This is a genomic window from Pseudomonas sp. FBCC-B545, assembly GCF_059134095.1.
On the sequence record NZ_CP101441.1, the window covers coordinates 1,933,986 to 1,954,702 of the forward strand.

General features: G+C 60.2%; 18 protein-coding genes. 7 read left to right on the forward strand and 11 right to left on the reverse strand.

Annotated elements, in window-relative coordinates:
* Positions 1 to 113: 113 nt before the first annotated feature.
* Genes alc through puuE form a run of 3 tightly spaced genes read right to left on the reverse strand, consistent with a single transcriptional unit; the run spans position 114 to position 2,589 of the window.
* Positions 114 to 1,109, reverse strand: a complete 996-nt coding sequence (gene alc, locus NMB39_RS08990) for an allantoicase (protein ID WP_057022985.1) — start codon at positions 1,107 to 1,109, stop codon at positions 114 to 116.
* 41 nt (positions 1,110 to 1,150) lie between these two features.
* Positions 1,151 to 1,666, reverse strand: a complete 516-nt coding sequence (uraD, locus tag NMB39_RS08995; protein WP_057022984.1) for a 2-oxo-4-hydroxy-4-carboxy-5-ureidoimidazoline decarboxylase — start codon at positions 1,664 to 1,666, stop codon at positions 1,151 to 1,153.
* Entirely contained in the window at positions 1,663 to 2,589 is a 927-nt protein-coding gene (gene puuE, locus NMB39_RS09000) for an allantoinase PuuE (protein WP_057022983.1), read from the reverse strand. The genes uraD and puuE overlap by 4 nt, the downstream gene beginning before the upstream one ends.
* A gap of 430 nt (positions 2,590 to 3,019) precedes the next feature.
* On the opposite strand from puuE, the gene uraH reads away from it, so the two are divergent.
* Both uraH and NMB39_RS09010 read left to right on the forward strand, forming a co-directional pair.
* The gene (uraH, locus tag NMB39_RS09005; RefSeq protein ID WP_038447273.1) at positions 3,020 to 3,373 is read left to right on the forward strand and encodes a hydroxyisourate hydrolase; all 354 of its coding nucleotides are present in this window, start codon (positions 3,020 to 3,022) and stop codon (positions 3,371 to 3,373) included.
* A 162-nt stretch (positions 3,374 to 3,535) separates the two neighbouring features.
* Positions 3,536 to 8,758, forward strand: a complete 5,223-nt coding sequence (locus tag NMB39_RS09010; protein ID WP_494339394.1) for a dermonecrotic toxin domain-containing protein — start codon at positions 3,536 to 3,538, stop codon at positions 8,756 to 8,758.
* Here the strand turns inward: NMB39_RS09010 and NMB39_RS09015 are convergent.
* Positions 8,745 to 9,374, reverse strand: a complete 630-nt coding sequence (locus NMB39_RS09015; protein ID WP_057022981.1) for a LysE family translocator — start codon at positions 9,372 to 9,374, stop codon at positions 8,745 to 8,747. The genes NMB39_RS09010 and NMB39_RS09015 overlap by 14 nt on opposite strands.
* A gap of 66 nt (positions 9,375 to 9,440) precedes the next feature.
* A complete protein-coding gene (locus NMB39_RS09020; RefSeq protein WP_057022980.1) occupies positions 9,441 to 10,787 on the reverse strand; it encodes an NCS2 family permease in 1,347 nt (448 codons plus the stop codon).
* Positions 10,788 to 11,095: 308 nt separating this feature from the next.
* Between NMB39_RS09020 and NMB39_RS09025 the strand changes: the two genes are divergently transcribed.
* Positions 11,096 to 11,698, forward strand: a complete 603-nt coding sequence (locus NMB39_RS09025; protein WP_043049804.1) for a glutathione S-transferase family protein — start codon at positions 11,096 to 11,098, stop codon at positions 11,696 to 11,698.
* A 485-nt stretch (positions 11,699 to 12,183) separates the two neighbouring features.
* Here NMB39_RS09025 and NMB39_RS09030 read toward each other — a convergent pair whose 3' ends face one another.
* Positions 12,184 to 13,080: a LysR family transcriptional regulator gene (locus NMB39_RS09030; RefSeq protein WP_198719154.1), complete on the reverse strand. Its 897-nt coding sequence runs from the start codon at positions 13,078 to 13,080 to the stop codon at positions 12,184 to 12,186.
* Positions 13,081 to 13,191: 111 nt separating this feature from the next.
* Between NMB39_RS09030 and NMB39_RS09035 the strand changes: the two genes are divergently transcribed.
* The 3 genes from NMB39_RS09035 to NMB39_RS09045 are packed head-to-tail and all read left to right on the forward strand — an operon-like array spanning position 13,192 to position 16,128.
* Entirely contained in the window at positions 13,192 to 14,484 is a 1,293-nt protein-coding gene (locus NMB39_RS09035) for a CitMHS family transporter (RefSeq protein WP_046071850.1), read from the forward strand.
* A 1-nt stretch (position 14,485) separates the two neighbouring features.
* A complete protein-coding gene (locus NMB39_RS09040; RefSeq protein WP_494339393.1) occupies positions 14,486 to 15,811 on the forward strand; it encodes an acyclic terpene utilization AtuA family protein in 1,326 nt (441 codons plus the stop codon).
* Positions 15,808 to 16,128 (forward strand): AtuA-related protein, encoded by a 321-nt coding sequence (locus NMB39_RS09045; RefSeq protein ID WP_046071852.1) that lies wholly within the window; start codon positions 15,808 to 15,810, stop codon positions 16,126 to 16,128. The genes NMB39_RS09040 and NMB39_RS09045 overlap by 4 nt, the downstream gene beginning before the upstream one ends.
* 120 nt (positions 16,129 to 16,248) lie before the next feature.
* On the opposite strand, the gene NMB39_RS09050 is transcribed toward NMB39_RS09045, so the two are convergent.
* The 5 genes from NMB39_RS09050 to NMB39_RS09070 all read right to left on the reverse strand — a co-directional run bounded on the left by NMB39_RS09050 (position 16,249) and on the right by NMB39_RS09070 (position 19,025).
* Entirely contained in the window at positions 16,249 to 16,620 is a 372-nt protein-coding gene (locus NMB39_RS09050) for a glutathione S-transferase N-terminal domain-containing protein (protein WP_306958453.1), read from the reverse strand.
* A gap of 101 nt (positions 16,621 to 16,721) precedes the next feature.
* Entirely contained in the window at positions 16,722 to 17,267 is a 546-nt protein-coding gene (gene folE, locus NMB39_RS09055) for a GTP cyclohydrolase I FolE (protein WP_043051833.1), read from the reverse strand.
* 78 nt (positions 17,268 to 17,345) lie between these two features.
* Positions 17,346 to 17,903 (reverse strand): Smr/MutS family protein, encoded by a 558-nt coding sequence (locus NMB39_RS09060; protein WP_057022974.1) that lies wholly within the window; start codon positions 17,901 to 17,903, stop codon positions 17,346 to 17,348.
* Positions 17,904 to 17,978: 75 nt separating this feature from the next.
* Positions 17,979 to 18,299: a hypothetical protein gene (locus NMB39_RS09065; protein ID WP_046071855.1), complete on the reverse strand. Its 321-nt coding sequence runs from the start codon at positions 18,297 to 18,299 to the stop codon at positions 17,979 to 17,981.
* A 135-nt stretch (positions 18,300 to 18,434) separates the two neighbouring features.
* Positions 18,435 to 19,025 carry a cysteine hydrolase family protein gene (locus NMB39_RS09070; RefSeq protein ID WP_043051836.1) on the reverse strand — a complete coding sequence of 197 codons (591 nt, stop codon included), beginning with the start codon at positions 19,023 to 19,025 and terminating at the stop codon, positions 18,435 to 18,437.
* Positions 19,026 to 19,266: 241 nt separating this feature from the next.
* Between NMB39_RS09070 and prmB the strand changes: the two genes are divergently transcribed.
* On the forward strand, positions 19,267 to 20,175 hold the full coding sequence (gene prmB / locus NMB39_RS09075) for a 50S ribosomal protein L3 N(5)-glutamine methyltransferase (protein ID WP_046071857.1): 909 nt from the start codon (positions 19,267 to 19,269) through the stop codon (positions 20,173 to 20,175).
* Positions 20,176 to 20,717: the final 542 nt, after the last annotated feature.

Here is a 20,717-nt window from a genome sequence, read left to right on the forward strand (position 1 = left end):
TAAGTTTCCGAATTTGATGTTGTCTGGTCTACCGCTATCGCGGGCAAGCCCGGCTCCCACATTTGACCGCGTACCCCTTTGGGAGCCGGGCTTGCCCGCGATTGGGTTCACCCTTATTTCGCTACCTTGCCCAAGACGCGCAGGCGACTCACACCGCCATCCGGGAACACATTCAAGCGGATATGGGTGATCGGCCCCAGCGCCTTGATCTGCTCGGCGAAGGTGTGTTCGGCGTGCATTTCCAGTTTCTGCGCCGGCAGCAGCTCGCGCCAGAACAGCGATTGGGTTTCGATCTGGCTGTCAGTGCCGCCCTTCACGAACGCGCCCTGGATCGAGCAGGTGTCCGGGTAGTTGCCCTTGAAGTGCAGGGTGTCGACGACGATCTTCTCGATCTCGCCCGGGTGACCCAACGCGACGATCACCCAGTCATTGCCAGGTGTACGACGGCGTGCGGTTTCCCAGCCGTCGCCCATGTTGATGCCACGGCCCGGGTTGAGGATGTTGCTCATGCGCCCGAAGTGTTCGTCAGAGCAGGCCAGGGCACGCCCGCCATTGAGCGCGGCAGCCAGGTCGACCTGTTCGTTGTCGCCCACCGAAGACCAGTCGCGGAACGGCACGCCATACACGCGCAGACGGGCTACGCCGCCATCCGGGTAGATGTTGAAGCGCAGGTGGCTGAACGCCTGGTCGTTGTTGATTTCGTGGTAGTGGTGGCTGTTACCTTGCAGCTCTACCGCCGACAGCACTTCCACCCACTGGGTGTTGGCATCCGGCTCGCCCGAGGCCAGGAAGCAGGCCTCCAGGGACGCCGATGGCGGGTAGTTGCCGGTGAAGAATGAAGTGTCGATGTCCACGCCCTTGATCGAGCCGGGCACGCCCAGGCGGATCACTGCGCTGTCGTAGCCTTCGAAGCGCTTGCGGCGTGATTCCCAGCCGTCCATCCACTTGCCGTTGTCATCGAAAACGCCCTCCTTCCACACGGCCGGGGTCGGCTGGAACAGGCGGTTGGCGTCGGCGAACCAGTCATCGGTCACCGAGATGATCTTGGTGCCCAGGCGGGCGTCGGCCAGGTTGACGAACTTCTCGAAAGGTACGGCGTAAGCTTTCATTCTTCTTGTCTGCCTTAGATAGAGTGGCTGGGGATGGTCGTTTAGAGGGTCAATAAACGGAACAACGCGATCTTGTTGATCTCGTCCAGCGCGCACTTGAACTCGGTGTCTGTCGAGTTGTGTATGCGCGTTTCGAACGCGGCGAGGATCTGGTGCCGGTTGCTGCCTTTTACCGCCATGATGAAGGGAAACTTGAACTTGGCCTTGTAGGCGTCGTTCAGCTCGGTGAAGCGAGAAAACTCTTCGGCCGTGCATTGGTGAATCCCCGCGCCAGCTTGCTCATCGGTGCTGGCTTGGGTCAGTTGGCCCTGGACGGCGGCTTTACCGGCCAGGTCCGGGTGAGCGTTGATCAATGCCAACTGGCGGGTGTGATCAGCACTCAACAGGATATCGCTCATGCGCTGGTGCAGGGTTTCGATCTGGTCGATCGAAGCATCCTGGCCCAGCTCGAAGGCCTTTTCGGCCACCCATGGCGAGTGTTCGTAGATATCGGCAAAGGCCTGGACGAAAGCTTCGCGGCTCAAGGTCGAAGGTTTCAAGGTCTGGAATGCAGTCATTTCGCCGCTCCCGTGCAGGGGTGGGTTTGCTGCCAATGGCGGGCAATGTCGACACGCCGGGTGAACCACACCTGTTCGTGGCTCTTGGCGTATTCGATAAAACGCTTCAAGGAGGCCAGGCGGGCAGGGCGACCGATCAGGCGGCAATGCAAGCCGATGGACAGCATCTTCGGTGCCTCGGCGCCTTCGGCATACAGCACGTCAAACGCGTCTTTGAGGTACTCGAAAAAATCATCGCCCTTGTTGAAACCCTGCACCTGGGTAAAGCGCATATCGTTGGTGTCCAGGGTGTACGGGATCACCAGGTGCGGCTTGCCGGTGGGGTTGTTGGGTTCCCAGTAGGGCAGGTCGTCGTCGTAGGTGTCGCAGTCATAGAGGAAGCCGCCTTCCTCCATCACCAGCCGCCGGGTGTTGGGGCCGGTGCGCCCGGTGTACCAACCCAGTGGGCGCTCGCCGGTCAGCTCGGTGAGGATGCGGATCGCTTCGAGCATATGCTCGCGTTCCTGGGCCTCGTCCATGTACTGGTAGTCGATCCAGCGATAGCCATGGCTGCAGATTTCGTGACCGGCATCGACCATCGCACGGATCACATCCGGGTGGCGTTGGGCGGCCATGGCCACGGCGAAGATGGTCAGCGGGATATCGAATTGCTTGAACAGCTTGAGGATGCGCCACACGCCGGCACGACTGCCGTATTCGTACAACGACTCCATGCTCATGTTGCGCTCGCCTTGCAGCGGCTGGGCCGAGACCATTTCCGAGAGGAAGGCTTCGGATTCTTTGTCGCCATGCAGGATATTGCGCTCGCCGCCTTCTTCGTAGTTGAGTACGAACGATAGCGCGATGCGTGCCTTGCCCGGCCAATGGGGGTGAGGAGGGTTACTGCCGTAACCGATCAGGTCGCGTGGGTAGTCAGCGCTCACTGCAGTCTTCCTTCTTGTTCGTCGAGGTGGCGATGAGTGATTGTATACAACTTATTCGCCACTTTGTAAGTGTGCATTTCTGCATTTTTTCTGAACGGTCGGTTTACAAGGGTTGCAAGAAACCTGCCTGACTGGTCAATTTAAACAAAATAACTCCGCTGTCTGCGTAGGTGCATAGAACTGTAGGAGCGAGCTTGCTTGGGAAAAGCTTTAAGTCACCGCGTTTCTCCTGAAGACCCGCGGTATCGTTGGCGTTTTTCGCTAGCAAGCTCGCTCCTACTGGGAGCAGGTCAAGAGACGCGATGAGTAGGTTGAATTTATTGTGTACAATTTTAGTGGAAAGTGTCTTAATCGCTCATCGCCGACTTTTTCACTGCCCTGAAAAAGTGCGGGTTTCTCTTCTACTGACTTCAGGAGGCGCGTAAACGCCATGGGACGTTTGACCACACACGTTTTGGACGCTGCGCACGGCTGCCCCGGCAGCGCGATCAAGGTCGAGCTGTACCGCGTCGAAGGCGCGCAGCTGGAACTGGTTGCCAGCGCCCTGACCAACAGCGACGGCCGTTGCGACGCGCCGCTGCTGCAAGGTGACGACTACCGCAGCGGTGTCTACCAGTTGCAATTCAGTGCCGGCGACTATTACCGCGCCCGTGGTGTGCAATTGCCCCAGCCCGCGTTTCTCGATGTGGTGGTGCTGCGCTTCGGCATCAGCGCCGAACAGGATCATTACCATGTGCCCCTGCTGATTTCGCCTTACAGCTACTCCACCTACCGCGGTAGCTAAGTCGTCGCCGCGCTTGCCCCCAAATGCTCTTCGTTGGTTTCGCCCGCGCACACTGCGGGCTTTTTTTTGCCCGCGGCTTGTGCGCCGCACGCCCAACTATGTAACGCACCCTGGGGGGGCGGGGTGCCTAGGCTCGGCTTTTTCTGTACGGGATAGCCCACCATGAGCACTGACACCACCTCCACCTGGGCCGATAAGCTCGACTTCGACGACCCGCACACTTCACCCGCAGACCGTGAGGAGGCGATGCGTACGTTGCTGACCCGTCGGCTCAACGCGGTCGCGCAACCCAGCCTGGAAATCAATCGGCTCCACGAAGCACAGGCCAGCGCCAGCGAAGCGGCCAAGACCCTCAGTGGCTTGCTCGGGCGCGCGCCCAGAGTACTGGGCATCATGCGCAGCGCGCTGCAGGAGGCGTTTGGCCTGGACCCGGACACCGTGCTGTTCACCGAACCGCGGCCACCGGCCCCGCCCCAGAAGGTCGACAGCCTGACCGAACGCGCACTGGCCTTGCTGATCCAGCCCCACGTGCCAATCAATATCAACCACTTCACCGCGCTGACTATCAAGGGCGATCCGGCCCGTACCTTGCCCTATACGGCCTGGGATGCGCTGGTGCGGGTCAAGGGGTTGGCCTTGCTCGGGCGCATCGAACAGGCGACCCGTGAGTACTGGCAACAGCTGGCCCATGGTTCGTGGTTGTCCCGTCGCAGGCGCTGGGCGCAATTGCGTACGTCAATGTTCGCAGCCAATGCGTTGCTGGCCCATCGCGTATACCAACTGTCCGACAGCGGCTTTGACATGCTGCGCAAATTGCTCGAAATACCCGACGCTGACCAGCGCCAGCGGGCCGGCGGCGAATGGGCGAATGTGCACGTGTGCAGGGTCATGTGGCCCGGCACCAACCAGCGCAGCGTGCCGGTTCCAGGGGCCTTGCATATCTATCGCGAGGGCGGTGAGGGGGATTCGCCACACGTGGTGTATCTGCCCGGCCTGTTTCGCCAGTTCTACGAGTTCGGTTCCTGGCACCAATTGGTGTGTGATCTGCCAATACTGGTCAATGGCCCGCTGAGTCGCGTGTTGTGGCAGTGCCTGCCGTTGCGGCGCTGGCATGAACTGTGTGAGGCGCCTGGCGTTACCCCTACGCCGTTCATCCCTCAGCGTGGGAGCCTGTTGCGTGACGACGCGCTGTTCGCCAGCGCCAGCGAGGTGCTGGACGGGCAATGGGATAACGAACTGGCGTGCGCCTTGTCGATCAACCACGCCGCGGTGGGCCTTCAGGGCGCGAACGCGTCCGCGGCTCCCGATGTGTGGCGCTTGCTCAAATTCATCGAGAAAGGGCGTCGGCGCCTGGTCGCCTTCCCGCGCTTGGGACATACCCTGCAGATTTTGCTGGAGTGGGATCGGCAGCGCCGCAGCGGCGAGATCGTGGCGGGGCACCTGGCGCCGGAACTTGCGTTGAAAACCCGCCAGGCGCAGCTCAAACGTTATGAAAAAGCCTTGATGGGCTTGCTCGATGCGACGGATGTGGGCAAGGACAGCGTGGCCTACGAGGATTTCCTCAGCCTTGAACGCCAATGGCAGGCCCAGGTAGCGGCGGCGCGCAAGTGGGCCCAGGGGCCGCTGGCCCGTGTGTTCGAAAAACAGCATTGGCAGGAGCAACCCGAGGGTTCGCGCAATCGTGCTTCCTTGCTGGGCGCGGCACAGCTGCAGGCTCTGCTGTACGAGGCGCAGATGCAGCAGCGCTTGAATCTGATCAGCGATGTGCACCTGGCGCATCTGGAAGCGGCGCTGAGTGAAGCCTGGCAGCCTGGGCAACAGGCCACGGATACCTGCGTGCTGCAAGTCGCGGTAGGCGGCGATGCCGCTACCTTGTACCCGCTGCTCGGCGCGGTGCTGGTGACCGGCAACGCGGCCCAGGCCGACCCCGGCGCCTCGTACCCGGTGCTGCTATATGTGGCCGGCCAGTACGGAGGGCTGGTAGCGTTTGACTCCCTGAATGCTTTTGCCGAGGCGCTTGACGCCAGCCTGAAAAGCCGCGATGGCTCTATGCTGTGGCGCTGTATCGGGCGGCACCAGCGGGAACAAGTGCGCACGGCGATCAGCGCGTTGCCCACGGAGGCCTCCCTGGTGGTGAGCTATGAAATGATCAAGCGTGCCTTGCTCAAGGACCTGTTCATCAAGCATCTGCAACATCACGTCGCGATGAACAAGCTGATTGATCAGGGAGAGCGGCTGTTCAGCGAGGTGAGTGACCGGCAGTTGAGCCGCCTGTTATTGGCCCAGGAATTGTTCGACGGCCTGCAGGTGCCGGCCAATGATGCACGAACCCTGGCCTTGGCCAACCTCAACCTGCTGCAGTCGGCAGCCATCCAGGCGAGCAAGCTGCCCGCCTGGATGGCCACGGCAACCCGCGCCCAACGCCAGCACTACAAGGGTCTGTGTCGCCGCTACCTGGCCAATGCCTGGGCGGTTGAACACAAACTGTGGCTGGAGTTGCCCGACCTGGAATCCTATGCCCGCCAGGCACTGATCGCCCGTTTGAGCCAAGACGGTTTGTACCCGCAATTGGATATCGATAAACCCCTGCTCGATATGCCCGATGATGTGAATTCCCAAATGTGTAGCTGGTCAAGCCAATGCGCGGTAGGGGACCGCAATGTAAAAATCACCGTCAGTCAGCAGCGCACCACCTTCAGCCTGCTGCAATTGGCGCTGCATAACCTTGATCCCAAGGCCCCCTGGACTCGCTGGCGCTTGAACCGTGCACGCTGGCTGGACTCGGCCTGGAAAGACCGACTGAGTGTGTCTTACCTGATCAAGACTCTTGCGTCCCTGGACGTGGGCGGGGAATACGACAAGCTGATCCAGCGTGCATTCTACCCGTCTGGATCGACCCAGGTGCCCGCCCCGGGCCTATCCCAGGCGTTGGTTTATCGGGCCTTACAGCAAAGGGCCCAGATGCAGGTGTACAGCGCCATTCGCCAAGGCTTGAGCGAACAGGCGCAACGTGTGTTCAGTCGCGTCATGGCGGCGCAGGTGGCGAGCGATCTGAAAGGTGATGGGCTGGATGTGCAATTGGGCTTGGTGCGTCTGGTGGGCCATACCCTGGAACATGACCGCCATATCGCCGGGATACTGGTCATGCAGGACAGCCTTTCCGGACTGTGCGTCGTGTACTGGCCCGCCGCTCTGGAAAGCCCACCCATCGCCGAGTACGCCAGCATGGCCCTGGCCGAGCAAGCCTTGAACAAGGTCGGTGCCTTGTCCTTGAACCTGAAAGCGTTGGCGCGCCAGGTGGCGCCCGGTTGGGAGGCCCAGGCCGTCGACAGCTATCCCGGGGAAGATCCGCAGGTGGAACCCCGCCGATTGTTTATACACCGGGTCTATGTACCGGCGGTTGCGCGTTTTGTCAGGCAGCTCGTCAGTTTTTTCACGGTGCGGCACAAGGTGCCAGCGGTAGACCAAGGCAGTGTCGAAGTACAAATCAGCGAGCAGATTGCGCTGGCGCCCGACGGTTGGCTGGCGACGGTGGCCACCTCCCAGGGCAACGCCAGGGCGCTGCTGGCCCACGCGCGGATGTTCGAGCTGCAACGCCGTGCCCAGGCCCAGTCCAATTCTTCCCTGGCATTAGAGGCGTATCGCGAGCAGCGCCTGGGCGAGCAGCACGCCGCGAGCATTCGTGGGCTGTTGTCATTCGTACCGGTGTTGGGCGTGGGTATCAGCTTGTATGAAATGCTGCTCGCGGCGCGGCGCTATCATTTCAGCGGCGATGCCCATGACGCCGTGGATGTAGCGTTCCTTACCCTGATGGCGTTTCTCGATGTGTTGTTGTCCTTTGGTCCTGCCCCCAAGGGCACGCGTGTTGCGCGGGCCTCCCTGTCGCATTTGCATCGTCACCATGGGTTCGCCAGTGGCGTACTCGCCGGCCTGAAAGTGTCGCCTGGCAAACCGCTCAGCCTGCTGAGCCATTTCAAATCCTTGAACAGTCTGGAGGGCGCCGTTGAGTTGAAGTGGCCGGAAGGCAAGGGGCGGTATGTGAAGAATGGCCAGCAGATGGTTACCGAGGGCCAAGAGGCCTACTCGGTGTATCAACGCAAGAATGAATCGGCGCTGCGCCTGAAAGTAACGCAGGGCGATGGACAAGATGAGTTGCTCTTGAACATCGACCAGCCCAGGGAATGGTTGCTGGGGGCCGATGCGCCGCAACCGGGACCCAGTTCGGGCGTGCTCAACCCGTGGCGCGGGCAGGCAGAGACGGTGCAGGACTGGCAACCACCGATTGTGCGTACTGCTACGCAAACCAGAATTGTGCAATCAAGCTCAACGGCTACCCATTGGCAAAATTGGCGCATCCCACCCGGGGAAGTGGGGCAAATATCGCGGTCTCCGTCTGCCGGGGTGTTTTACATTGATCCGGATGCCCGAGGTTTTCCCCACAATGTCATCCGAGTGGCACCTGCCAATACCCAACTGATGTATCCGGTGAGCAGCTATTACAGAATGCTCCCCGAGGGCAACCGGGCTCCGCTGCAGGGCATCCAGTTTATCCACAGGAACGAGCCGCTGGTTTCGTTGGCCCGCGCTGATATTGAGCGTTGGACGATTACGCAAACGCTTGAGCAGCCTGTTCCGGTAACCCATGTTCAAGCCAGTGAATGGCGGTTCCATGCCCCCCTGTTCGACAGGCCTTTGACGGACTATGTGGGCACGGCGTTCCCCACCATGACACCCCAAAGCCGGGAGTTCACCGTCGCAAGGTTGATTGAGTTATCAGGCCCAGAGCGCCCTGCAACGGCCACCCATCTGCTCAACCTGCGAGCGGCGATCGACGATTGGATACCCCAGCCCCCTGCGCGGCCTGGCCAGACGGATGACTTGCTGCGGATGTTGCGCCCTCACGACCTGGGCGAGGCGTACATACACATCGGTTTCGATGGTAAAGCGCCTGGTTTCACGCGCGTAGACTTCACTCCGCCTGTCCCTTTAGAGGCCAGGCTCCAGAGAGATAAGCACCTGGTTGCAGCTCGACAGGCTACGCAACGAGTGGCAATCCGCAGAGTACTCAATGATCAGGGTTTCACTGTACGGGAGCTCCCGGTAGGACGCGACGGGGCAGGTGTGATACCGGACTTGATCGCAACCCATCCCAATTCTCCAAACCGACTGTACTACGTGGCATATCAGTGGCTTGAGAAGGGGAGCATCAGGATGTTGAGCAAGTTCAAGGAGCGTTGGCTGCGCAAAAGTGCGACAGCAGACGCCGAGGTTAAACTTGCGCTGGAGGAAGGGCGCCTGGTTCCCATCATGTCCGGCATTCAATGGCCAGTCTTTGGACGGGTGCCTGCCAGTGTTTACTTCATCAAATTGACTACTGTCCCTTAAGCAGCGACGCCACACCGGCACCGCCGAACAGTGTGGCGCTCACCCGGTTGAACCAGCTTTGGCCCTTGCCGCTGCGCAGATACCGCGCGGCGCCATGGGCGCCCAGGCCGTAAGCCAGCTTGCACAGCAGGTCGAGCACGGCCCAGGTGGCAATCATGACCAGCAGCTGTGGAAAGAACGCTTGCTGACTGTTGAGAAATTGCGGCAGGAAGGCGGCAAAAAACAGGATGTCCTTGGGGTTGCTGGCACCCAACACAAAAGCCCGGCCAAACAGAGCGCCAAAGCGTGGCACTGCCGGCGCCTGCGGGGACTGCGCCACGTGGGCCGGTTGCCGCGCCTGCTGCCAGCTCTGCCAGGCAAGATAGAACAGGTACAGTGCGCCGACGATTTTCAACGCGCTGAACCACTGCTCCGACGCCAGCAACAGCGCGCCCAGGCCCAAGGCCGAGGCGCTCAGCAGGCAGATCGAGGCAAACACGCCGCCCAGAAACGCCGGGTATGAACGGCGCAGGCCGTAGTTGAGGCTGTTGCTGATCATCAGCAGCGACAGCGGGCCGGGGATCAGGATCACAATCAATGCAGCGCCGCTGAACAGCAGCCAGGTTTCCAGGGTCATTCACAGTCCTCCATTGGTGCAAAAGCCTCACCCGGAGGTGAGGCGATTTTTTCAGCTATTCCCGGCCTACAGGAAGATGAACTTGGCGATAAAGATCACGCACAGCACCCACAGGCTGACGGAAATCTCGCGGTACTTGCCGGTGCCAGCCTTGAGCGCCACATAAGTGATAAAGCCCAGGGCGATCCCATCGGCGACCGAGAACGTCAGCGGCATCATGATCGCGGTGACGATCGCCGGGATGCTGTCAGTGGCTTCATCCCAATTGATATGGGCCATGCTCGCCATCATCAGCATCGCGACGTAGATCAGCGCGCCGGCGGTGGCATAAGCTGGAATCATGCCAGCCAGCGGTGCGAAGAACATCGCCGCCACAAACAGCACGCCCACGGTCACCGCGGTCAAGCCGGTACGACCTCCTGCAGCAACACCCGCAGCACTTTCCACATAGCTGGTCACCGGCGGTACGCCGACCATGGCGCCAAACACGCTGGACGCACTGTCGGCTTTCAATGCGCGCGACAGGTTATCGATCTTGCCATCGGCATTCACCAGCCCGGCACGTTGGGCGACGCCCATCAGTGTACCGGCGGTATCAAACATGTGTACAAAAAGAAATGCAAATACCACGCTGATCATGCTGACATTGAATACACCTTTGATGTCCATCGCCATCCAGGTGGGTGCCAGGCTCGGTGGCGTGGAAAGAATGCCGTTGTAGTGCACCAGGCCCAGGCCCCAACCGGCCAGGGTCACGACGATGATGCTGATCAGGATCGCGCCGAATACCCGGTGGTAACTGAGAATGGCGATCAGCAGGAAACACACCGCCGCCAGCAGCGGTGCAGGTTCGTGCAGGGAGCCGAGCTTGATCAAGGTCGCTGGGCTGTCGACGATGATGCCCGCGGTTTTCAGACCGATCACCCCGAGGAACAAACCGACGCCTGCGCCCATGGCATGACGCAGACTCACCGGAATGCTATTAAGCAGCCATTCGCGCACCCGCGACAGTGTCAGGCCCATGAACAGCACGCCGGAAATGAACACCGCGCCCAGTGCGGTTTCCCAGGTGTAGCCCATAGTGCCGACGACGGTGTAGGTGAAAAACGCGTTCAAGCCCATCCCCGGCGCCAGGCCCACCGGCCAGTTGGCGTACAAGCCCATCAACAGGCAACCCAGGGCGGCGGCGATGCAAGTGGCGACAAATGCCGCGCCGTGATCTATACCCGCATCGGCCATGATGTTGGGGTTGACGAAGATGATGTAGGCCATGGTGATAAAGGTTGTGAGGCCGGCGATCAGCTCGGTCTTCACTGTGGTGCCATGCAAGCGCAGTTTGAACAGGCGTTCCAGCCAACCACCTTGCGGCGCGGCGAGGTCAAGCGTAGGGGCTTCGGTTTTGCGGCTATCCACAGCGAGTACTCCTCAAGCGTTTTATTGTTATGTCCAGCGCCGGTTACCTTAAGTGGGCACAGCGCTTTGAGGTACTGGCGGGTTTTGTTGACTGAAAGGTCAGGAACTCGCACGAAACGAATTATGCTTTTGTATACAAATAAAGCAAATAATGTTTTCGATTGTCTGGGCGAAAGAAGATGAAAGGCGGATTTTCATGAAGCAGGAGCAATTTATTCGGTCCGTTACCTTGAAACAATCCTTCGACACCCGCACCTTATCGGCGCAAGCATTCGGTCAGAGCGCACCAGTGGCATAAGGGGAGCCCCATGTACAAGGTTTATGGCGATTACAAGTCGGGCAACTGCTACAAGGTCAAATTGATGCTTAACCTGTTGGGCATCCCGTATCAATGGATCGATGTCGACATCCTCAACGGCGACACCGAGACTGCCGAATTCCTGGCCAAGAACCCCAATGGCAAGATCCCGGTGCTGGAGCTGGAAGACGGCACCTGCCTGTGGGAGTCCAATGCGATTCTTAACTTTCTCGCCGATGGCAGTGAGTTCCTGCCGTCCGAACCGCGCCTGCGCACCCAGGTATTGCAGTGGCAGTTTTTCGAGCAGTACAGCCATGAGCCGTATATCGCGGTGGCGCGGTTTATCCAGTTCTACCTGAACATGCCGGAAGATCGCCTTGAGGAATACAAGACCACCCACAAGGGCGGTTACAAGGCCTTGAGGGTCATGGAGCGCCAGCTGCAAGCCACGCCGTACTTGGTGGGTGAGCAGTATTCGATTGCCGATATTGCGCTGTATGCCTACACCCATGTGGCCCATGAAGGAGGCTTCGACCTGGCGCCTTACCCGGCGGTGCAGGCGTGGTTGCAGCGGGTGGCCAGGCATCCGAAGCATGTGACGATGGTGGATTAATCGCAGGCGCAAAGGTAGGAGGGCTTGCTCCTACTAGCGGCCTGACAGCGTACAGCTATCTGACTGATGCACCGCGATCCAAGTGTGGGAGGGGGCTTGCTCCCGATAGCGGTGGGTCAGTTAATAATTTATGACTGTTATTCCCCCATCGGGACATGGGGATCTACACAACTTCTGGTACGCCGCCGGCCCATGTGGGAGGGGGCTTGCCCCCGATGGCGGCCTCACAGCCGACCAGGATGTTCGGTTGGATCGCGTACATATCCATTGTTTAAGTGACGGCCGCTATTGGTTCCGCCCTTACGGCGGGTCACTTTTGAAAAGCGCGAAAGTAACCAAAGCAGAGCAAGATCAAGAGCGGCTCGCTTCGCATCGTGGTTACTGACGGTCGCATGTCAGAGTTGTGTAGATACCCATGCCCATCGGGAGCAAGCCCCCTCCCACAGTTAGATAGCGATAAGCTGCCAGGCAGCAAGCCCCCACATTCAGCGCAGCGGCGTATCAGATAATTCTTCATTGAGCAGTTCAAAGCAGCGTTGTGCTGCCGGACTCAACGTCATCCCACTGCGACTGATCAAGCCAATCTCTCGATTTACCCCGGGGTGCTTGATGTCGATCCGCTTCAATCCTTCCAGGCTGTCTGCCGCTGACTCCGGCAGCACGCTGATCCCCAATCCCTGGCGCACCAACGCCAATACCGTCGACATGTAGTTGGCCTCCATGCCCGCGTTCAGCTTCAACCGTGTTTGATCGAACAATGCGTCCACCTGTTCGCGCACACTGCTGTCGCGTCCGGTAAGGATGATCGGCTGGTCTGCCAGTTGTTCCAGGGTCAGTGATCGATAGCGAGTCAGCTCATGATTCTGCGGCACAAAAGCACACAAACGATCATTCAGCACCGGCACGAATTCCAGGCCGTGACTCAAGCGCGCACGTACCCCGACGCCAAAATCCACCTCGCCGTTGCGGACCTGGGCATGAATGCGATGGGCCACCAGATCATGCAGGCGCACCTCAATACCGGCGAAGCGTTCGCGAAACAGGCGCAAGGCCGGGGGCAGGGCGCCGGCGCATACCGAAGGCAGGGCGGCGATGGTCACCACGCCCCGGCGCAGGGCGGCCAGGTCGCGGGAGCCGGTGACGATGTTGTCCAGGTCCAGCAGCAGTTTTTCCATCGGCCCGCGGGCCTCATGGCCGGCAGCGGTAATACTCACGTGGCGCGGGCTACGGTCGAGCAGGGCGACGCCGAGCCAGTCTTCCAGTTGTTGCACCTGCACGGTCAGGGCCGACGGCGACAAATGCAGCTCGTTGGCGGCCTTGGTGAAACTGCCGGTGCGGGCAACGGCAAGGAAAGCCTGGATGTGCTGGATCGAGTTTTTCATTCTGTTTTTCCGAACGTGCTAGGCCGAATATTCCAATTTACAAAGACTAACCCGCTTCCAATACTCCAGGGAAAACAATAACCGGCCAACCAGGCCGCCCTGGAGTAACCCATGCTCGCAACCCTGGGTGTCATCACCATCCTCTGCCTGCTCGCTGCCGTCATGAGCAAACGCCTCTCACCGCTGGTGGCCCTGATCGCCTTGCCGATCATCGCCGCGCTGCTCGGTGGTTTCGGTCTGCAGACCAGTGCCTTCATCATTACCGGGATCAAGAACGTCGCCCCCGTGGTCGGCATGTTTGTGTTCGCAATCCTGTTTTTCGGGATCATGACCGACGCCGGCATGCTTGACCCCATCATTGATCGCATCCTGCGCACGGTAGGGACGCGTCCTACGCGCATTGTTGTTGGTACTGCCACCCTGGCTCTGCTGGTGCACCTGGACGGTTCCGGCGCAGTCACCTTTCTGGTGACCGTGCCGGCGATGCTGCCGTTGTATACGCGGCTGGGCATCGACAAGCGCATCCTCGCCTGCGTCTGCGCAATGGCGGCGGGGGTCAACTTTCTGCCCTGGACCGGGCCGGTACTACGCTCGTCGGCAGCCCTGCATGTGCCTGTCGCTGACTTGTTCCAGCCGTTGATCCCGGTGCAGATCGTCGGGCTGATCTTTGTCTTCGCTTGTGCCTGGTGGCTGGGCCATCGTGAAGAAAAACGCCTGGGCCTGGGCGCTGGTTCGACGGTGGATGCGGTACCGCAACGGGTGCTCAGTGATGAAGATATCAAGCTGCGCCGCCCTCGATTGTTCTGGCTCAACCTGATTTTGACCGTGCTGGTGATGGTGGTGATGATCGCCGGTTGGGTCGACCCGGTGGTGATGTTCATGCTCGGCACCGTGATCGCGCTGTGTATCAATTACCCCAACGTCGACGCCCAGCGTGCACGCATCGACGCCCATGCGAAAACCGCGCTGACGATGGCCAGTATCCTGCTCGCCGCCGGGGTGTTCACCGGCATCATGCAAGGCACCGGCATGCTCAAGGCCATCGCTGAAGTGGCGGTGGCGCAGATTCCGGCGGGTCACGGCAAGTTGATCCCGGCAGTGGTGGGCTTTTTATCCATGCCCCTGAGCATGTTGTTTGATCCCGATTCCTATTATTTCGGTGTGATGCCGGTGATCGCCGAAGTCGGCAAGGCCTTGGGCGTCGACCCACTGCAAGTGGCCCAGGCCTCGTTGCTGGGCGTGCACACCACTGGTTTCCCGGTCAGCCCGCTGACCCCTGCGACCTTCCTGTTGGTGGGCCTGTGCAAGATCGAACTGGCCGATCACCAGCGCTTCACCATCCCTTTCCTGTTTGCCGCGTCGGTGTTGATGACCCTGACGGCATTGCTCCTGGGAGTGATTTGAGATGAATACATTGCGTATCGGTTCCGGCGCCGGCTATTCCGGCGACCGTATAGAACCGGCTGTGGAACTGGCCGAACAGGGCGACCTGGATTACCTGGTGTTCGAATGCCTGGCCGAACGCACCATTGCCCTGGCGCAGCAGGTGCGTATCAGCGATCCGCAGGGCGGTTACGACCCGCTGCTGGGTGAGCGCATGCGCCGGGTCTTGCCCTTTGTCGGACGGCTTGCAGGGCGTCGCCGCTTGCGCGTGATCACCAATATGGGCGCGGCCAACCCGCTGGCGGCTGCCATTGAAGTACGGCGTATTGCCGCCGAACTCGGCCTTGGCCTCAAGGTGGTGGCCGTGGTGGGCGATGATGTACTGCATGCCTTGCCTGGCGAGCAGTTACTGGATAACGGCCAGACCGTCGGGTCCCTCGGCGAGCGGCTGATTTCCGCGAATGCCTACCTGGGTGTGGACGGCATTCTTGAGGCGCTGCGCGTCGACGCTGATGTGGTGATCACCGGGCGTGTGGCCGACCCTTCGTTGTTCCTGGCGCCGCAGATGTTTGAGTTCGGTTGGGCCTTTGATGACTGGCAACGCCTGGGCCGCGGCACCTTGGTCGGGCATTTGCTCGAATGCGCGGGCCAGGTCAGTGGCGGTTATTTTGCCGACCCGGGTTTCAAGGATGTGGATGACCTGGCGCGCCTGGGTTTTCCACTGGCTGAAGTCGATGCGGATGGCCAAGCCTTGATCACCAAAGTCGCAGGCTCCGGGGGGCGGGTCAGCCGGGCCACATGCGCCGAGCAATTGATCTACGAAGTGCATGACCCTGCCGCCTATTTGACCCCGGATGTGATCGCCGATTTTTCCCAGGTGGGGTTTGTCGAGGAGAACGTGGACCGGGTGCGTGTCCAGGGCGCTGATGGCCGAGCCCGGCCTGAACAGTTGAAGGTCAGCGTCGGTTATCTGGATGGCTGGATCGGTGAGGGGCAGATGTCCTACGGCGGTCCGGGTGCAATCGCACGGGCCCAACTGGCGCGAGACGTTGTACTCAAACGTCTGGAATTGATGGGCGTGAGGATGCAGGAGGTGCGCGCCGAGTTGATCGGCATGGACGCGCTGCACGGCCAGCGCAGCAGTGTTGAACCCTGGGAAGTACGTCTGCGGGTGGCGGCCCGTTGTGAGGACCGCAGTGAAGCCGTGCGCGTCGCCAATGAAGTGGAAACCCTCTATACCAACGGCCCTAGCGGTGGTGGAGGCGCGAGCAAGAACGTGCGCCAAGTGGTGGCGGTGGCGTCGTTGTTGTTGCCCCGTGAAGCGGTGAAACCGAGGATTGAAGAATGAAACTGCATACGCTGGCCCATTCCCGTACCGGGGATAAGGGCGACACGTCGAACATCTCGATCATTGCCTATCGCGCACAAGACTACCCGTTGCTGTGCGAACAGCTTACGGTGGAGCGCGTCACAGCGTTTTTCAAGGATTTGCTGGACCCGTTAGCGGCCCCCGTTCGGCGTTATGAATTGCCGAATGTGCAGGCGCTGAACTTCGTGTTGCCGGGGATCTTGCGTGGGGGCGTGACCCGCTCACTGGCCCTGGACGCCCACGGCAAGTGCCTGGGCTCGGCACTGCTGGATCTGGACCTGACAACACCGACCTGATTTCTGTAGGAGCGAGCTTGCTCGCGAAAAACGTCAACGATAACGCGTGCTTCCTGAGTAAACGCGGTGCCTATGAGTTTTTCGCGAGCAAGCTCGCTCCTACATTGACTGCAGCGTGCTTCAGACTGCAGCGAAGCGCTTGTCCAGGTAATCGATGATCACCTTGGAGTCGTACATCCAGGTGGCCTGGCCATTCTCTTCGATGCGCAGGCACGGCACCTTGATTTTGCCACCTTGCTCCAGCAGAGCCTGGCGGTCCTGCTCGTTGTTCTTCGCGTCTTTGAGGGCGACCGGCACGTTGAGGCGATGCAGAGTACGGCGGGTCTTGACGCAAAACGGGCAGGCGTGGAACTGATACAGCGTCAGGCTCTTGGCCGCTTCGTTCACGAGTGCCTGTTGTTCGGCGGGGCGCTGTTTTTTGCGTGGGCGGGTCAGGAAATCGCCTGCGATGATGATTTGGCCGAGGCCCACTCGAAGTGCTTTGACGAACATGGCTGTTACCTCTTGCCCATAACTGAGGGGGCGCAGCTTACCTGATTTCTGCAGGCGAAAAAAAACCGGCGATGAACGCCGGTTTTTTTACCACTCGCCCGTTACTTGATCAGGCTCAGGAATTCGCTGCGGGTAGCCGCGTTGTCGCGGAACTCACCGAGCATCACCGAGGTGATCATCGACGAATTCTGTTTCTCTACACCGCGCATCATCATGCACATGTGCTTGGCCTCGATCACCACGGCCACGCCCAGGGCGCCGGTCACTTCCAGCACGGCATCGGCGATCTGGCGGCTGAGGTTTTCCTGGATCTGCAGGCGGCGCGCATACATGTCGACGATCCGTGCGACCTTCGACAGGCCCAGCACTTTGCCGCTTGGGATATAGGCAACGTGAGCCTTGCCGATAAACGGCAGCAGATGGTGTTCGCACAACGAGTACAGCTCGATGTCCTTGACCAGCACCATTTCGCTGTTGTCGGAGCTGAACAAGGCACCGTTGGTGACTTCTTCGAGGGTCTGTGCATAACCGCGGCAGAGATACTGCATCGCCTTGGCGGCACGCTTTGGCGTGTCGAGCAGGCCCTCGCGGGAGACGTCCTCGCCGAGTTGGCCGAGAATCTCTGTGTAATTCTGTTCCAGGGACATGAAACTACCTGTGGGATTTTCGCAAAGTGCAAGGTTACGGTGGCGGACACATCGCTGCAAGCCTGACGATGGCACTTGTTACTCGTCGCGCCCTTCCAGCATGGTGCGCTTGAGCATCACATACACCGCGCCGGCACCGCCATGGCGGGGCTGGCAGGAGGTAAAGCCGAGCACCTGGGCATGCTGGCGCAGCCAGGTGTTGACGTGACTCTTGATCATCGGCCGCTTGCCGTCCAGCCGCACAGCCTTGCCGTGGGTGACGCGCACGCAGCGGATTTCGAACCGGGTGGCTTCGGCGAGGAAGGCCCACAGGGTTTCCCGGGCTTTTTCCACGTTCATGCCGTGCAGGTCGAGGCTGCCTTCGAACGGGATCTGGCCGGCCTTGAGCTTGCGTATCTGGCTTTCCTGCACGCCGTCGCGAGCCCACATCAGCTCATCTTCGGGGCCGACGTCGATAACGAACTGGTCTGACAGGCCATCCACCGTGGTGGCATCGGTGCGCACGGTCGCGGCCTGGCGCAGCTTGGCGATCTGCGCCCGGTCAGTCTTGGGTTTGCCGGTGTCGGCGCGGTCGTGCTTGATCGGCTTGACGCCGCGCAGCTCGTTCTTGAACAGGGAAAAATCGTCGTCTTGCATGTCAGCCTCCGCGAAGGGCGGGCAGTTTACCTAAATCGCGGCGGCCAGGGCGCAGCAAATGCTATCCAAGCGCCATCAGTCGTGCTTTTTCATCAGGTGCGAGGCGATATTCAACGACAACGGCTGGCGCATCCGCCGACGGCTGCGGCGCCACAGCCATACACCCAGCCATATTACGAGCAGGCCAATCACTAACAGGATCGCCGAGCCGCCGGGGCTGGCATTCAGTTCGCCCAGTGCCGGTGAATGCCCAAACAGGCCGGCGCCACCAGCGCCCGCCAACAGCACGCCTACTATGGCCAGCAACGCGGCAATGCCGGCTACCAGGCGCAGACGCCAGTTGCTCGGGCCCTTGGGGCGCAAGCGACGAGCATCAAAACCATCGGATATCTTCATTCCGACCTTTCCTCCAGGGTATCGGCCCTTCGACCGGAAGATACACAGGTTGTTCCAGTGCTCGAGGTAAAAGCGCCAAATGAGAGGGCTTTGCGGATGAGCGGCGCAGTCAATACGCCGCTCATTGGGGAGTGATCAGATCAGATCTTTGGTCAAGGCGAGGGTGGCGAAGTTGTCGGCCATGATCGCCATTTCGGTCTGCTGTACGTGCTCGGCACTCAGGATGCCGCCCTTGTAAGGCAGGTCGCGGGTGGCGCAGGCGTCTTCCACGAGGGTGCAGCGAAAGCCCAGGTTCTTGGCCGCACGCACGGTGGTACTGACACTGGAGTGGCTCATGAAGCCGCAGACGATCAGATCCAGAGAGCCAAGGTCCTGCAGGTGTTTTTCCAGGCCGGTGCCGTGGAAGGCGCTGGGCAGCAGCTTGCCGATAATGGTTTCGTCACCCTCAGGCTCCAGGCCCGGAATGAACTCGCCGCGCTCGCCCTGGGGGTCGAACAGGCCGCCGACGGTGCCCAGGTGGCGCACATGCACGATCGGGCGCCCGGCGTTGCGTGCCGCCGCCGACAGTTGCTTGATATGCTCGACAGCCGCGTCCATGCCCGAAAGGGCGAGTGGGCCGCTGAGGTATTCCTTCTGGGCGTCGATGATCACAAGGGTCGCATGATTGAGGTTGGCTGCTGCGTAACCGCGACCGCTGAGTTGAAACATCGTCTTTGGAACGGACATTCTGGGGGCTCCTGTGAGTGGGGCTTTTGCGACATTGTCCACTGGCTGAGCGCTTCTGTGAATCGCTACTATCGTAAGGTACGCCGTTGCTGGCGTGCAGCCATGTCAAGAGGTGGGCCTGTTTAACACAAAGCGGGCCAATTGGATGAAATCCGACGTACGGCGCCGGGGTTTTCGTACATCGTCGGTACAGGTGAAGGCTGTTAGAATCGCCAGTCGTTTTTTCCAGGAGTCTGCCCCCGTGATCACTTCCCGCCTGCGCACCTTGCGCGACCACATCCGTTGGGCTGTCAGCCGTTTCCATGGGGAAGACCTGTTTTTCGGCCATGGTACCGATAACGCCTGGGACGAAGCCCGGCAATTGGTGCTCGGCGCCTTGCACCTTCCGTGGGAAATTGCCGACAGCTACCTGGATTGCAACCTGGAAGAAGAGGAAATCTCCCATGTGCAGCGTTTGCTGCATCGCCGTATCCACGAGCGTGTGCCCACTGCCTACCTGTTGAAAGAGGCGTGGTTCTGCGGCCTGTCGTTTATCGTCGATGAGCGCGTGTTGATTCCGCGCTCACCGATTGGCGAACTGATTGAACACCGCTTCGAGCCATGGCTGGCCCAGCCGCCGGCACGCATCCTCGACCTGTGCACTGGCTCTGGTTGCATTGGCATTGCCTGTGCCTACGAGTTCCAGGACGCTGAAGTGGTGCTGGGTGACTTGTCTTTCGAAGCCCTGGAAGTGGCGAATCAGAATATCGAACGCCACGGCGTCGACGAGCGCGTCTATACCGTACAAGGCGATGGTTTCGACGGCCTGCCTGGCCAGCGTTTCGACCTGATCGTGTCCAACCCGCCCTACGTGGATGCCGAAGATTTCGCCGACATGCCAGATGAGTACCAGCACGAGCCGGAATTGGGCCTGGCCTGCGGTGACGACGGCCTGAACCTGGTGCGCCGGATGCTCGCCGAAGCGGCCGATCACCTGACCGAGAAGGGGTTGTTGATTGTCGAAGTGGGCAACAGCCAGGTGCACGTCGAAGCGCTGTACCCGGAAGTGGACTTCGCCTGGCTGGACTTCCAGCGCGGTGGGCATGGGGTGTTCATGTTGACGGCTGAGCAGTGTCGCCAACACCAGGCCATTTTCGCTGCCAGGGTTTAACCCAGGTTTAACTGAAGAAACTGGGCCAATGTGGGAGGGGGCTTGCTCCCGATGGGGGAGTGTCAGTAGGTGCATTGCTAACTGACACACCGCTATCGGGGGCAAGCCCCTTCTTATCAAACTTCAAGTAATCTACTGATTTTAAAGAGTTAAAATTTAGTCTTAACGCCGGATATTTTGGAGGCGGCCCAGGTTGCTGCACGACGGCGCCACGTCGACGATGTGACCGGGTTGTTGGGTTGTTGGGGCGAGTACATATCCGTTATTTAGGTTACGGCCACTATTGGTTCCGCTTTTACAGCGGGTCACTTTTGAAAAGAGCCCAAAAGTAACCAAAAGGCTCTTGCCCCACCACTCGGCACCTCGCCCAGGCTCGGTGTGCCCTCTCTCCGGCTTGAAACCGTGGGCCGCCGTCATGGGCCATCCTTGGCCCAGGACGGCTAACCCGGCGTCCTGCCGGGTTGCCCACGGCTTCAAGCCTGCGTTCGGCCAGCGTGGTTTAACGGGGCGCCTAAGATCAAAAGCAAGATCAAGAGCGACTC